This window comes from Arthrobacter sp. ASL1 (assembly GCF_056680475.1).
Genome location: NZ_CM155284.1, coordinates 768319 through 781469 on the forward strand (window position 1 = coordinate 768319; position 13151 = coordinate 781469).

Consider the following 13151-nt stretch of genomic DNA (forward strand, 5'->3'; position numbering starts at 1 on the left):
TGACGTTGCCACACTGCGTGGTCCGCCTCACATAGAGAAACCATAGACTGCGGATGGCGTCTTGGATATAAAAATCTAGCTTCAGAATCCGTCGTTATGGAGTCGCAACTTTGCGAGATATCCATCACATTTAGCGGTTTCCCGCCGGCGCGGTCGATTCACCCGCGAGAAATCAAGGATTTGCTTCAGATTGGCGTTTGTCAACTACTCATCCCCGCCGAAATGGCGATCCCTGCGACGCGTGTAAATTTTCTCAACCACTCCCGGCGTGTCCCGTCCGTCGATGACGGGTCGTCGCCGCCGCGGCCACGGGCGGGGCCCGCGCAGCAGGTCGTGCTAGGGTGCGCGATCGGGACGCCTCGAGGCGATGAAAACCAACTCGCGGCCAGGCCGATCGGGTGCCGCCCGGACCTCCTCGACAACGAAACCGGAGGCCGCCAGGCACTCCACGACGGCAGGCCGCTCACGGAACCTCAACGTCGAATCCGACGTCACCACCTCGCCGTCGGAGGCAAAGACGTGGGTCCAGCGGAAGGTGACCAATTCCCCCTCCACCGCGAGCAGATCGCACCAGGCATCCACCCGGCCCTCCCCGTCGATGAACGTCCTCGTGGACGTTTCCCTCCGGTTCCACCCGAGCCGGGCCCGCCGTGCCGGATCGCGGACCTCGAAGACGAGGCGCCCACGCGGGTTCAGGGTCCCGCGGATAGCGCGCAAGGTACGTTCAAGGTCGTCGTCGGTGAGGAACACCTGGGCCACGTTGGCCGTCATCAGGGCCAGGTCGACCGATAGGTCCGGAAGCGCGGACGCCGTGCCGCGGATCCAGCGCACCCGCTCCGCCCCGGCTTTTGCCCGGGCGACGTCCAGCGATGCGAGGGCGGGGTCGACGCCGATGACGTCGATGCCGCGGGCGGCCAGCAGGAGGGCCAACGTCCCGGTGCCGCAGCCCACGTCGAGCACGCGGCGCGCATCGAGTTCCCCGGCGATGCCGACGTAGGCGTCAAGATCGCTCCGGTCCGGATCGAGCGCGTCGTAGATCGCAGCCAGCCGGGGCGATGCGAAGATCTCATCGGACATGTGGCTCCCCCGGCCCTGGTTTGCGGGCGTGCCAGGTGTTGGTCAGCGCCACTTCACGCCGTCGTCGTGCAGTTCACGGAGCCGGTAGGCGATCATCCGGGCCAACAGGTCGGCAGGGATCAGCTGGTCATAGGGAAGCCGGACGGATCCCTTTCCCGTGCCGTATCCGGTGAGCTCGCCGAGGTGTGCCTGCAGCATGGTGGGGGTGAACACCAAGTTCGCATGGTGCCGGTGCCCGCTGAAGACGAAGAGGATGACCTCCAGCGAGTAGGCGGGGTTGCCCCATTTGAGCCCCTCCGTCGCCCCGGGCGCGTGGGCCAGGCATAGCCGACGCAGTTCTTCCAGCCGCGGCCGGGCGTCGGCGGGGAACGAGTCGATGTACTCATCGACGTTTTCGGGTGTGAACGCCATGCCGCCAGTCTGGCACGGGCCCGGCTACCCGGCGATGCGCAGGACCAGCTTGCCGCGGGCGGAGCCATCCTGGCTGGCGGCAAAGGCCTCCGCGAGCCCGGCCAGTTCGAAGGTGCGGTCGATGGCGACGGCGAGCTTGCCGTCGGCGACCAGGGCGAGCAGCTGGGCGAGCCGGGGGCCGTCGGGACGGACCCACAGCCACCGTCCGCCGCGTTCGGCCGCCGCGGGATCGGCGATCGAGACCTGCCGGCCGCCGTCGGCCAGCACCGCCAGCGTGGTCTCCAGGACCCCGCCGGCGAAGTCCGCGACGGCGTCGAACCCCTGCGGCGCGATCGCCTGCAGGCGCTCCAACAACCCCTCGCCATAGGCGACCGGGGTGGCACCCAGTGACGCGAGCTTGTCGTGGTTCGCCGGTGCGGCGGTGCCCACGACCTCGGCCCCGGCGGCCACCGCCAGCTGCACGGCAAGGGATCCGACGCCACCGGAGGCACCATGGACCAGCAGCCGGTCCCCGGCGCCGACGTGGAGCGCCTCGATGCTGCGCAGCGCGGTCAGGCCCGTCAGGGGCAGGGCGGCGGCAACCTGGTCCGTCACGCCGTCGGGCACGGCGGCAACGTCGGGGGCGAAGACGGTCACGTATTCGGCGAACGTCCCGCCGGACACGACCTGTTTGCGGGCGTAGGTGGCTACCCGGTCACCGACGCGGAACTCGGGGACGTCCGGGCCGACGGCATCGACGACGCCGGCGGCATCCCATCCGGGGATCACCGGGAAACCGGCGTCCATGAGCTCGTCGAGGCCACCGGACATGACCTTCCAGTCGACGGGGTTGACCGAGGCGTAGGTGACGCGGATCCGCACCTCCCCCGGACCGACCTTGGGCTGGGGCTGCTCGGTCAGTTCCAGGACGTCGTTGTTGCCGTACTTGCTGTAGGTCATTGCGCGCATGATGGGCGCAACGGCTTCGGGCGGTCGGATATTCCGTCGGCGGCCGCCGTCTGGTGGCAGACCAGGGCCAGACGCTTAGGCCTCCGGCCGGAAATGGCGTCGGCACCTGGCCTGGTAGGCCTCGGTCCCGCCGACGAATTCGGCAGAGACGACGTGCGCGTCGCGGCTCCGTCCGGGTGCCGTGCGTTGGTGGAACGCCGCATCGGCGCCGCATTCGGTGCACACCGCCGTCAGTTTCGTGACGTCCTCGGCGAGCGCCATCAACTCCGGGAGCGGGTCGAAGGGCCGGCCGTCCAGCATGACGCAGAGCCCGGCCACCACGACCGTGGTTCCCGCGGCGGCCAGCGCGCCGACGACCGGTATGAGGTCGGGCCCGAAGAACTGTGCCTCGTCGATCGCCAGCAGGTCCAAGGGGCGTTCGCCGGCAATCCTGCGGATGGCCTCCACATCCGCCGCGGCGTGGGAGGGGATGCTCAGTCCGGCATGTGAGGCCACCGCGCGGACGCCGTGGCGTTCATCCAGCGCGTGGTTGACGACCTCGAGGTGCAGCCCGGCCAGCCGGGCGCGGCGGACGCGTCGCAGCAGCTCCTCCGATTTTCCGGCGAACATCGGCCCGGTCACCACCTGGAGCCTGCCCTGTCGTGGTTCCACTGTCACTGCCTTCCCTCGGCTGGCCCGACCATCTCCGCCGCGGCCCGCCATCCGTCGAGGATCCCCAGCAGCCGCGACGGCTCGTCCCCGACCAGCCGCACCCCGAGGTCCAGGACGGATTCCACGGCTTCACCGGCGGTGATCGTCTCGTGGACGGTGGCCCGGCCGGGAGCGCGAACGGTCCGTGAATTCTCCGTGATGGTGACGTGTCCGGCGTCGGTGTGTCGGGCCGCCACCAGGGACCGGGTGAAGCGTCCGGACCCGGCGTTGGTGGAGGTCATCACGTGGCCGGTCCGCACGTCGACCGGCTGGACCGTCAACGCGTCGGTGATGTGCTGCAGTTCCCCATCGCGGCGCAGCGTCCACCGGTCCGTGCCGTCCACCAGCGAGTACCCCAGCTCGAAGATGCGCCCGCCCTCGTCGCGCCGCGCCCCGTCGGCCAGGGGGATCGGGCCGCGGATGCTGAAGCCGAAACCGGGGTCGGTGAGGAACCATGATCCCCCGATCGAGACGGCCACGGTCATGTGCGTGCGGGTGTTGTGTGGCGAATGCACCCGTCCCAGGTGGCGGCGGATCACGAAGCCGAGGTCCTGGAGCACCGCGGCGAAGAGCTGGGAGTGCTCGAAGCAGTACCCGCCGCGCCCCCGTTCGACCAGCTGGCGCTGCACTGTCGCCGGGGCGACCCCGGGATGGCTGCCCAGCAGGACGTCCACGTTCGCGAAGGGGATCGCGCGCACATGTGCCTGGTGCAGCTCCTCCAGCAATTCCATCCCCGGTTGCCCCCTGCCGACACCAAGCAGCGCGAGGTACGCATCGACGTCGAACTGCTCCTCGTGCCAGGAAGCCCCGGTCAACGCCTTGTCCTGCATGCCGTGTCCTCCGCGGTTCGGTCGGTGTTGTCAGCCACCCTATCGCCGTCCCGGGACCGGCCGGCGCGACGCCACCGCTCGCGGGGTCCCGGCGCACCTCGTAGGGTGAAGCCATGCACGTTCTCGATCATGGTCCAGACGTCCCCGACCCGCTCGCGCCCTACCTGGAGGTCGACCGGTCCCGGCCGTTGCATGAATGCTGGGTGACCGGCCACATGGTCGCCGGGCTCGACGGGACGGCGGCGGTGGACGGCAAGGTCGGCCCCCTGTCCACCGGATCCGACCAGGCACTCTTTCGCAGCATGCGCCAGATCGCCGACATCGTCCTACTCGGCGCCGAAACGGTCCGGCGGGAAAAGTACGGGGCCATCCGGCTCGGCGAACGGGCCCAGGCCCAACGGCGGGCCCTAGGCCAGCCGCCCCTCCCCCCGGTCGCCGTCGTCAGCCGCAGCCTGGATTTCGACTGGTCCGCCCGCGTCTTCGCCGACGCTCCCCCGGAGGCGCGCACCATCGTCATCACCTGCGCCGCAGCGGACCCGGCTCGCCGTGCAGCTGCGGAGAAGGTCGCCACCGTCATCGTCGCCGGCGAGGAGCGGGTCGAACCGGCGGCCGCCTTGCGGGCCCTGGCCGACCTCGGCCACCGGGTGGTGCTCTGCGAGGGCGGCCCCACCTGGCTGGGTGAGCTCGTCGCGGCGGACCGCCTCGATGAACTGTGCCTGTCGATCTCCCCGCTGATGGGCGGGGACCCGCTGCCGGTCGCGGTCACGCCGCCGGGTGCGGGCACCTCCGCGTTCGAGCTGAAGGGGGCCATGGCCGAGGCCGACACGCTGTTCCTGCGCTACGAGCGGGCGCGAGGGGAAGGACACCACCATGAGTAACAACGCCTTGGGCGGATTGATGGCCTCGGCTGATTCCGCCCTGATCGTCGTCACGACCGTTGCCGCGGGCGAACGCGCCGGTTGCGTGGTCGGCTTCCACACGCGGTCGAGCATCGTGCCGCAGCATTTCAGCCTCTGGCTGTCCAAGGCCAACCACACCTACCGGGTGGGCCTGCGCGCCACCCATTTCGCCGCCCATTTCCTCACGGCGGATGACCTCGCGCTGGCCGAGGCGTTCGGCACCCGTTCCGGGGACGACACCGACAAGTTCGCGGGCCTCGACGTCGAGACCGACGAGCACAGTGTGCCGTTGCTCCAGGCGTGCCCGAACCGGGCGGTGCTGGAACGCATCACCCTGCTCGACGACGGCGGGGACCACGTGTGCCTCACGACCCGGGTGCTCGCGGCCGACACCGGAGGGCCCTTCGTGCCCCTGCGCATGTCCGACGCCATGCACCTGGACCCCGGCCATGAGAGCGACGAGCGGGCCATCCAGCCCTGACACCCGGGGCGCCTCCGGTCGGCCGGTTCAGCGCCGATGCAGGAAGGTGCGGATTTCGGCGATCCTGGCCGTCTTGGCCGCACCGGTGAACCGCAGCATGTGGGCGAAGTCGACGCGCCTTGCGGGGCCGGTCAGGAACCCGTCGCAGGCGGCGAGCCGACCGTGCGTGACCGTGGAGAGGATCTCGATCCGCTCCGGTCGAAGGGGCGCCCCGGGAATGCGTCCTTCCTGCGCTGCATCGTCGTCCGCCCCTCCGATGAGCTTCCACATGGCATCGTCGGCCAGCCAGGACTCCACTGCGGCGTCGTTCCCGGCCGCCCAGTCGACGACGAATTGGCCGACCAGCAGCAGACGTGGTGAGTTGCCGCAGTCGGTGGGGAGGATGATGTCCATGGTTGCCCCTTTCGTGACGGATGCCGGCCGGGTCATCGACCGCCCGAGTTCACCCGCAGGACCGCTTCGCTGCCGGCCATCCACGCGGCGAAGGTGGCGCTTCCCAGTTCGAAGGCCACCAGGCGCGAGTCCCACCGCCCCGTCCCCCGGGACGTGCGCCGGGACGTGCGCCGGACCAACGCCAGGCCGCCAACCAGGTTCGCGGCTGCCCACCCGGCATTGACCCACCGCGGTGAGTTCCGCCCCGCCACGGGTGTGAGATGGCGGCGGCCGGCGATGGCGGTCGCCAGATGCGGCAGGCTATTGGCACACAGCATTCCGGCCACGAACATCTTCGCTTCGGCTTTCGTGGGTCCCATGCCCAAACGCTAGATGGTTGCACGCGGACTGTGAAGGTGACGCAGCCGCATTCCGCACCGTGGCTGCTGTGCGCCGGGTACGGCTCAGGGCAACGCCAGGAAATCCCGAAGCCAGCCGTCGACGTCGCCCATCGTTGCCGCATCGACGGTCCCCGCGGCATCAAAGAGACGTTGGCGGGTGATGGTGCGCGGCTGTTCGGTCATGGCGAACGTCGGCTCGGCGAGCGACAGGTGGGTGCCCCTCAACGGGACGTGGTTGGGCCAGCCACGGTCGTTCGTCGTCGCGGGGACGATGATGGCCAGGGTGTCGGCATGTTCGAGAAAGAGGTCGCTGGAAATGACCAGCACGGGTCGGCGGCCGGCCTGCTCGCGCCCGCGCACCGGGTCGAGCTCGGCCCACAGGACCATCCCTCGCCGCAGATCACCCACCATCTCGTCCGTCGTCCAGTGTGACGTCCCATGCGCTGAACTCATCCCAATAGGCCTGGTCAGCGGCCCGAAATGCCCGTCCAAAGGACTCCATGCGCCGACGCCGCTCGTACCCATCGAGCAATCCCTCGATGAGTCCGGCGGCTGTCACACCCCGTGCCTGCGCATCGCGGTTGATGCGGTCGCGGAGCTCCATCGAGACCTTGATCGTCGTAGCCATGATGACAGTATACCAATCAGTAGCCCACGCGGTCCATGAAGTCATTGGACGATGCGCCGAACGTCGCGTCCGGAACTACCCTGTTTGGCCAATCCCAAAACGCCGACCCAGTTCGGCGACACGCTCCGTCCGGTGTTCGCCCCGCATGCGCCGGCTTTCGCCCTCGTCGCGGTTGCCGCGACCTTCCTCTGCGGAAACGGCAACCGAGCGGGTCCCCCTCCCCTGCGCTTTCGCTGCGCGACTCGGCCCTGCACCTGATCAGGCCCGGCATACCCTAGCGTGGCCTCCATGCTTAGACGCCTTGCCGCACGCGCCTTCTGGTCACTCAGCCGCTGGAAACTGGACACCCGGCCCGCGCCGTCCCGCCCCACCCTGCTCATCGGGGCCCCACACACTTCCAATTGGGACTTCATCCTGATGCTGGGCATTGCGTGGCGTTTGGGCATCGAGGTGCACTGGCTCGGCAAGGACAGCCTATTCGCCGGATGGCGCGGCCCGGTCATGCGCGCGATCGGGGGCATCCCCGTCGACCGCACCGATCCCCGCCGCATCGTCTCCGAAGTCGTCGGACGCGTCCACTCGGGCGAGGTCTTCGGATTGGTCGTCACCCCCGATGGCACTCGCGGTGCACACACGCACTGGAAGTCGGGCTTCTACCGCATCGCCCGGGAGACCGGCCTGCCGGTGACCCTTGGTTTCGTGGACCGCACCACCATGACCACTGGCTTGGGCCCAACGATGGATCTCACCGGCGATGTCGTGCAGGACATGGACCGGATACGGGCGTTTTATGCAGACAAGGCGGGTTTCCATCCCGGCAAGAGGGTGCAGGCCCGGTTGCGCGAGGAGGAAGAGGCCGGCTGAGCGGTCACGATGACGACAGGGGATCATTTCCCTCGGAACCGATATGTGGCGGTTAAATGTCAGTGGTTCATGTCAAGGTGCTTTCAGATGGGACCGGGCAACAAAAGGGGAGGATCGCCATGGAAACCGCTGAACCGACGAACATCCGCATTCCCGAGGACATGATTGAATTCGTCACCTCCGGCCTTCGGCACAGAGACGACCACCGCTGGATCCGGTGGGCTTGGGCGGCCCTTGCCCGAGCAGGGGACGTCCGGACGATCGCCGACCACGCCAGAAATGACTATGCGTCAGATCTAGTCACCCTCGCCGCCTTGGGATGTCTGTACGACAGATTTCAGGACATTTATGCCGGGGTGCAATTCGATGACGACTTACCAATAGATCTCACGGGAAACGTCCGCCCAGCAATCAACGGAATCGAATTGGAGCGTTACTGCGAACGGCACGGACTCCACGACGTCTCGGAACTTTCCGAGTCCACGGCCGAACTCGAGTATGCAGCTGTCGCCAATCGGGCGGACGGAGTTCGGGCTCGACTTCGTATTCTTGCAGGCCAAGGAAGGCTATTCACCTCGCTCGTCATTGCCGGCGGCCGGTTGGTGTCGACAGACTTCGCTGCCGAAATCGACGATGCAAAAATTGCCCCCATCGGCAATTCACTGACGCTTGAAGCCTTCGACCCTTACTTGGCTGATGTTCTGGAATTCAACCTGACGTTCGAGAAGCACCGTACCTACGAGTGGCTCACAGGCGACCTCGACCTAGGTTGAACCGGCGACCCGAAATCAGCCGCGGCGAAAAGCTGCCCCATCGCGTCAGCATGACGAAACGCGTGGCGCGCCGGCTCGTCTGTGTAGTGAGGCTCGGGGGCCTTTTCTGTACGGCTCTAAACGCCCAGCATGCTTGAGGGCTGTATCCGATGTTTGATCTGCTTGCTCGACACCCGATCCCGCCGGGTACCCATTGCCATCGAGCGGGTGGCTAGGCTGGGTGGATGGCGACAGTTCTCCTTGTGCGGCACGGCCGCACCACAGCCAATGCCACCGGACTCCTGGCCGGCCGGACCGTCGGCGTCGGCTTGGACCAAGTCGGGCGCGACCAGGCGGTGCTGACCGGAGACCGGCTCGCGCCCGTGCCTCTGGTCGCGGTGGTGTCGAGCCCGCTTGAACGTTGTCGGCAGACAGCCCAGTTCATCCTCGATCGCCAGGCAGGCACGCCGAGCGCGCCGGTAGATCCGGCTCTCAACGAGTGCGATTACGGCCGGTGGCAGGGGCGGCCACTCAGCGAACTCGCCAAGGAGGATTTGTGGCCGGTGGTGCAGTCGCAACCCTCCGCCGTCGTCTTCCCCGGCGGTGAATCAATGGCCGCCATGCAGGCTCGGTCCGTGGCGGCAATTCGAGGCCACGATGCAGCCTTCGAATCCGAGTACGGGCCCGAGGCCGTATGGGTCGCGGTCAGCCATGGTGACATCATCAAATCGATCCTTGCCGATGCGCTGGGCATGCACCTTGACCTGTTCCAGCGTATCGACGTTGGCCCCGCCTCCGTATCGATCGTGCACTACGGTGCTGGTCGGCCGAGCGTCCACGCGACCAACACCAACGCTGGCGATCTGTCGTGGCTGTCGAACCACATCCACTCCGGAGATGCGCCGGTGGGCGGCGGCGCAGGACACAAGGCACCATGATCCATATGTGCCTAGAATACTGACATGGCTACACGTGTTCACGAATTCGATTGGCCCGATCGGGTCGTCGTTGGCACCCTTGGCCTTCCAGGGGCGCGTACGTTCTACCTGCAGGTGCGCGCGGGGACGCAGATCATCAGCGTCGCCCTCGAAAAGCAGCAGTCGGCCCTGCTCGCGGAGAAGATCGACGAAATTCTCGACGAACTCATCACCGTCGACGGAAACCCCTTCAGCATTCCCACGAGTACTCCCATCGAACTTGTCGACAACGAACAACTCGACGCCGTTCAGGAGCAGTTTCGTACCGGGGCCGTGGGTCTGGGGTGGGATCCAACCACGGCCCAGGTCGTCATCGAGGCCCACCCCATCACCGAAATCGATGCTGGTGATAACGACGAAGGACTTGCAGAGGACGACGCTGACGAGTCCGAGATGCTCCGGGTGCGGATGCCGGTCGGCACCGCCCGCGCATTTGCCAAGCGAACCCTCGAGATCGTGGGCGCTGGGCGTCCGACGTGCCCGCTCTGCGGTTACCCCGTGGATGCCGACGGACACACCTGCACCTTTCCCGAGGCCTGATGCCAGCTCCGGACCTCGTGACCGCTGAACTGACGCTCATCGGCCGCATCACGACGGCTTCAAATGCCACATTTCTGGGCAGCATCGGCGATATGGAGGTCGTCTACAAGCCGATGGCAGGCGAAAGTCCACTGTGGGACTTTCCCCAAGGATTTCTGGCTCACCGGGAGGTCGCCGCCTACCTCGTCTCGCAGGCCTTCGGGTGGGACGTCGTGCCGCACACCTGGCTGCGCGATGGTCCGCTGGGCGATGGAATGGTGCAGCTTTGGCAGGAGACGGACGCCGCTCAGAGTGCCGTGAAACTGGTCGCAGTGGACCAGGTGCCGGAGTCGGGCTGGAAACGCGTTCTCGAGGGACAAGACGAGACCGGACGGGTGGTCGCCCTCATCCACGAAGACACGCCGGCACTCCGACGCATGGCGGTCTTCGACATCGTCGTCAACAACGCCGACCGCAAGGGCGACCACATTCTTGCCATGACTGACGGACACCGGCACGGAGTGGACCATGGGGTCACCTTTCACCGCGACCACAAGCTGCGCACGGTGCTGTGGGGATGGATGGGGGACGCTCTCACCGCTGAGGAACTTGACGGCGTCAACCGTGTCAGCGAGGGACTCCACGGCGAGCTTGGCCAAAACTTGGCGGACCTGCTCAGCGCCGAGGAAATCGCGTCGCTCACTGGGCGCTGTGTCCAATTGCGCTCGACGGGGCGGTTTCCGGCTCCGAGCGGGGAGATGCCGGCCGTGCCCTGGCCGCTGTTCTAGGGTTCTCACGAAGGTCGGGATCTGCACTTTAATCCGGAACCCCACGACGTCGCCGAATATACCAATCCTAAGTTCACAAGACGGTCGATGCGGATAGCCGTACTTCCAGCCACACCTACTACAGCCGGCCCAAGTGCCGGCGGTTCGTCTCCGGCAGAGCGCCATAAGAACAGCTTCTGGCAGGGTCTGTCCGACGAGGATGCGGCAGCCCTATCGTCGCCATGACTGTAGCCTTCAGAGGAGCACAACCGCTTAGTAGTGATAGCGCGTCTGGAGAATCACCAGGTCTTCGCCGTCGACGAGGTAAACGAGCCGATGCTCCTCGGTAATGCGCCGCGACCACGCCCCCTGCGCTCCATACTTGAGCTGCTCTGGCTTCCCGATGCCGGCAAACGGCTCCCGCAGACTAGCATCGATGAGCGTGTTGATCCGCTTGATTATCCGCCGATCTGCCTTCTGCCAATGCTGGTAGTCCTCCCAGGCGGCCGGGTCCCAGACCAGGCGCAATCAGGCCTCCCGGTCGAGCTCGTGCGTTTCGGTCTTGCCCGCGGTGGCGCGCTCGTAGCCATCGATCAGACGGCGGGCGTTGGCGGGCGAGCGGAACAGATAGGCAGTCTCCTGCCACGCCGCATACTCCTCTGCGGGCATGAGCACGGCATTTCCCTTACGGGAGACGATCTCGATGGCGTTCCGGTCATCGTTCACACGCTCGATGAGCGGGAACAAAGTCTTTCGGGCCTCGCTGGCACTGATGGACATGCGGGCGCCCCCTTCAAACGAATTAGTTGTACCCCTTTATGGTACCACTCACGAGAACGAACCGAGTGAATGACTGACCGGTGAATCTCCACGGGGCCCTCAATTCCGCGCGCTTCCTGTGCCCAGCTCCGCCAGCACCTCGTCCGTCGAAGTCACCCGGGCAAATCCGTCACCATGCAAATTGGTCGCCGTGACTTGCATCAGAGTGGCAGCCGGGATGACCGTCCCATCAGGACCGGCAAGATCGAAGGTGCGGGTGGCATCTAGTGGCACGACGACGGACAATCCGAGGTTTCCACCCATCCGCGACGTCGTCTCGACGCACAGATTGGTCTGGATTCCACACACGACGATCTGGCAGATATCTTCGGCCCTGAGCCACTCCAACAGGTCCGGAGTCCCATAGAATGCAGAATTTACCGTCTTGGTCACCACAAGATCCGCACGCGCTACGGCAACCACCGGAATGAGCGCATTCCCCGGTCCGGACGTGCTCAGCGGAGAAGCGGGATTAACGCTGTCGTGTCGCACCACTACAACAGGGAGATCATTTTCTGACCAGGCCGCGAGCAGGCGCTCGACGTTGTCCTCGCAGTCTGGGTAGTTGATAGTTGCGCCCCAGGACTCGTCAAAGAAGCCCTGTTGCATGTCGACGACCACAAGAGCCGCTCTATTGGTTTTCATCATGTATCTAGTCCACCAGCGCCATTGGTTCCCAACCAGTGGCACAAACGTCAATGTCCAATAAGATTGCGCCATGACTAGTGTCGGAATTCTGGTTGGACCAGGACGCCGGGCCTTTGATATCGCCGTCGTTCGCGAAGTGTATGACGACCGGACAGACCGAGGAATCCCTCGTGCATCCGTTCGCGTTCTCGCCGCCCAGGCGGTCACGGACCTGGATTCCATCCACGCTGTTCGGCGCACACATGACCTCTCTGGCGTGACAGACCTCGACCTACTCGTGGTGCCAGGCTGCGAAGACCCTCTCGCCGAACCTCCTCGACAAGAAATTGCAGCTGTCGCGATGGCAGCTGCGGCCGGGGTTACTGTGGCATCGCTGTGCACTGGCGCGTTCACGCTCGCCGCTGCCGGAGTGCTCGACGGGCGCACAGCGACCACTCATTGGCGATTCTCGAATGAGCTCGCTCTCCGACATCCGACGGTCGACGTACGGTCGCGCGATCTCTACTGCGGCGGCGGCGGAGTATGGACATCGGCTGGGGTCACGGCTGGCATCGACCTTCTGCTGCATCTCGTGCGCGAGGATTGGGGCGCGGGTGCAGCCGAGGTCGTCGCGCGGTCTATGGTCACACCGGTCTTCCGACCGGGCACGCAGGCGCAGTACGTCGATACCAAGACGCCAATAAGCACGATGCCCACTGTGGAGCGACTACAGTTCATGGTCGGCGATGACCTTGGCCGACGCTGGAGCGTCAAAGACCTTGCTGCGGCCTGTTCGATGTCATCTCGAACGTTCCATCGTTGGTTCGCGGAGGCTCTCGGAACCACGCCCGTTGCCTGGCTCAATGATCTCCGAGTGCGGGAGGCCCAACGACTCCTCGAGCAGAGCGATCTCTCCGTTGGAGCCATCAGCCGCACAGTCGGCTACGCCTCAGATGACCTCCTCCGAAAGCACTTCGCCGTCCGTCTCGGAATGACGCCAACCGCACACGCGAAAACTTTCCGCCGACCCATCCATTAGCCTCGATCCCGGATAAGACGTCACTTCCACAGTGGGCACGCGCATTTCCA

20 protein-coding genes are annotated in these 13151 nt (G+C 66.0%); 8 read left to right on the forward strand and 12 right to left on the reverse strand.

The features are described from left to right. Positions 1–336: 336 nt before the first annotated feature. From AC1MEQ_RS03520 to AC1MEQ_RS03540, 5 genes are all read right to left on the reverse strand, one after another. Positions 337–1077, reverse strand: coding sequence for a class I SAM-dependent methyltransferase (locus AC1MEQ_RS03520; protein WP_479793987.1), 741 nt, complete (start codon positions 1075–1077; stop codon positions 337–339). Positions 1078–1119: 42 nt separating this feature from the next. Then, on the reverse strand, positions 1120–1488 hold the full coding sequence (locus AC1MEQ_RS03525) for an iron chaperone (protein ID WP_479793988.1): 369 nt from the start codon (positions 1486–1488) through the stop codon (positions 1120–1122). 24 nt (positions 1489–1512) lie between these two features. Further along, complete coding sequence (locus AC1MEQ_RS03530; protein ID WP_479793989.1) at positions 1513–2427, reverse strand: NADP-dependent oxidoreductase; 915 nt, start codon at positions 2425–2427, stop codon at positions 1513–1515. A gap of 84 nt (positions 2428–2511) precedes the next feature. After that, a complete protein-coding gene (locus AC1MEQ_RS03535) occupies positions 2512–3087 on the reverse strand; it encodes a thymidine kinase (RefSeq protein WP_479793991.1) in 576 nt (191 codons plus the stop codon). Between the two features lie 2 nt (positions 3088–3089). Next, positions 3090–3956: an arylamine N-acetyltransferase family protein gene (locus tag AC1MEQ_RS03540; RefSeq protein WP_479793993.1), complete on the reverse strand. Its 867-nt coding sequence runs from the start codon at positions 3954–3956 to the stop codon at positions 3090–3092. A 113-nt stretch (positions 3957–4069) separates the two neighbouring features. On the opposite strand from AC1MEQ_RS03540, the gene AC1MEQ_RS03545 reads away from it, so the two are divergent. Both AC1MEQ_RS03545 and AC1MEQ_RS03550 read left to right on the forward strand, forming a co-directional pair. Next, on the forward strand, positions 4070–4834 hold the full coding sequence (locus AC1MEQ_RS03545; RefSeq protein WP_479793995.1) for a pyrimidine reductase family protein: 765 nt from the start codon (positions 4070–4072) through the stop codon (positions 4832–4834). Then, complete coding sequence (locus tag AC1MEQ_RS03550; RefSeq protein WP_479793997.1) at positions 4827–5336, forward strand: flavin reductase family protein; 510 nt, start codon at positions 4827–4829, stop codon at positions 5334–5336. Before AC1MEQ_RS03545 ends, AC1MEQ_RS03550 begins: the two co-directional genes overlap by 8 nt. Positions 5337–5363: 27 nt before the next feature. Here AC1MEQ_RS03550 and AC1MEQ_RS03555 read toward each other — a convergent pair whose 3' ends face one another. The 4 genes from AC1MEQ_RS03555 to AC1MEQ_RS03570 form a co-directional block, all read right to left on the reverse strand. Further along, complete coding sequence (locus tag AC1MEQ_RS03555; RefSeq protein ID WP_479793999.1) at positions 5364–5729, reverse strand: hypothetical protein; 366 nt, start codon at positions 5727–5729, stop codon at positions 5364–5366. Between the two features lie 32 nt (positions 5730–5761). Then, complete coding sequence (locus tag AC1MEQ_RS03560) at positions 5762–6088, reverse strand: hypothetical protein (RefSeq protein WP_479794001.1); 327 nt, start codon at positions 6086–6088, stop codon at positions 5762–5764. An 84-nt stretch (positions 6089–6172) separates the two neighbouring features. Further along, positions 6173–6562 carry a type II toxin-antitoxin system PemK/MazF family toxin gene (locus AC1MEQ_RS03565; protein ID WP_479794003.1) on the reverse strand — a complete coding sequence of 130 codons (390 nt, stop codon included), beginning with the start codon at positions 6560–6562 and terminating at the stop codon, positions 6173–6175. Then, complete coding sequence (locus AC1MEQ_RS03570) at positions 6510–6737, reverse strand: hypothetical protein (protein WP_479794005.1); 228 nt, start codon at positions 6735–6737, stop codon at positions 6510–6512. The genes AC1MEQ_RS03565 and AC1MEQ_RS03570 overlap by 53 nt, the downstream gene beginning before the upstream one ends. Before the next feature lie 288 nt (positions 6738–7025). Here AC1MEQ_RS03570 and AC1MEQ_RS03575 point away from each other — a divergent pair, with 288 nt between their 5' ends. The 5 genes from AC1MEQ_RS03575 (at position 7026) to AC1MEQ_RS03595 (ending at position 10637) form a co-directional block, all read left to right on the forward strand. Further along, positions 7026–7601: a 1-acyl-sn-glycerol-3-phosphate acyltransferase gene (locus AC1MEQ_RS03575; RefSeq protein WP_479794007.1), complete on the forward strand. Its 576-nt coding sequence runs from the start codon at positions 7026–7028 to the stop codon at positions 7599–7601. A gap of 119 nt (positions 7602–7720) precedes the next feature. Then, the gene (locus tag AC1MEQ_RS03580; RefSeq protein WP_479794009.1) at positions 7721–8374 is read left to right on the forward strand and encodes a hypothetical protein; all 654 of its coding nucleotides are present in this window, start codon (positions 7721–7723) and stop codon (positions 8372–8374) included. A gap of 224 nt (positions 8375–8598) precedes the next feature. After that, positions 8599–9291, forward strand: a complete 693-nt coding sequence (locus tag AC1MEQ_RS03585) for a histidine phosphatase family protein (RefSeq protein ID WP_479794011.1) — start codon at positions 8599–8601, stop codon at positions 9289–9291. A 24-nt stretch (positions 9292–9315) separates the two neighbouring features. Further along, positions 9316–9870 carry a DUF3090 domain-containing protein gene (locus AC1MEQ_RS03590; RefSeq protein ID WP_479794013.1) on the forward strand — a complete coding sequence of 185 codons (555 nt, stop codon included), beginning with the start codon at positions 9316–9318 and terminating at the stop codon, positions 9868–9870. Then, entirely contained in the window at positions 9870–10637 is a 768-nt protein-coding gene (locus AC1MEQ_RS03595) for an SCO1664 family protein (RefSeq protein ID WP_479794014.1), read from the forward strand. The genes AC1MEQ_RS03590 and AC1MEQ_RS03595 overlap by 1 nt, the downstream gene beginning before the upstream one ends. A 252-nt stretch (positions 10638–10889) precedes the next feature. On the opposite strand, the gene AC1MEQ_RS03600 is transcribed toward AC1MEQ_RS03595, so the two are convergent. From AC1MEQ_RS03600 to AC1MEQ_RS03610, 3 genes are all read right to left on the reverse strand, one after another. Beyond that, entirely contained in the window at positions 10890–11144 is a 255-nt protein-coding gene (locus AC1MEQ_RS03600; protein WP_479794016.1) for a Txe/YoeB family addiction module toxin, read from the reverse strand. Next, positions 11145–11396, reverse strand: a complete 252-nt coding sequence (locus AC1MEQ_RS03605; protein WP_479794018.1) for a type II toxin-antitoxin system Phd/YefM family antitoxin — start codon at positions 11394–11396, stop codon at positions 11145–11147. 99 nt (positions 11397–11495) lie between these two features. Next, positions 11496–12083 (reverse strand): cysteine hydrolase family protein, encoded by a 588-nt coding sequence (locus AC1MEQ_RS03610; protein ID WP_479794020.1) that lies wholly within the window; start codon positions 12081–12083, stop codon positions 11496–11498. A gap of 70 nt (positions 12084–12153) precedes the next feature. On the opposite strand from AC1MEQ_RS03610, the gene AC1MEQ_RS03615 reads away from it, so the two are divergent. Then, on the forward strand, positions 12154–13101 hold the full coding sequence (locus AC1MEQ_RS03615) for a GlxA family transcriptional regulator (protein WP_479794022.1): 948 nt from the start codon (positions 12154–12156) through the stop codon (positions 13099–13101). Positions 13102–13151 lie beyond the last annotated feature (50 nt).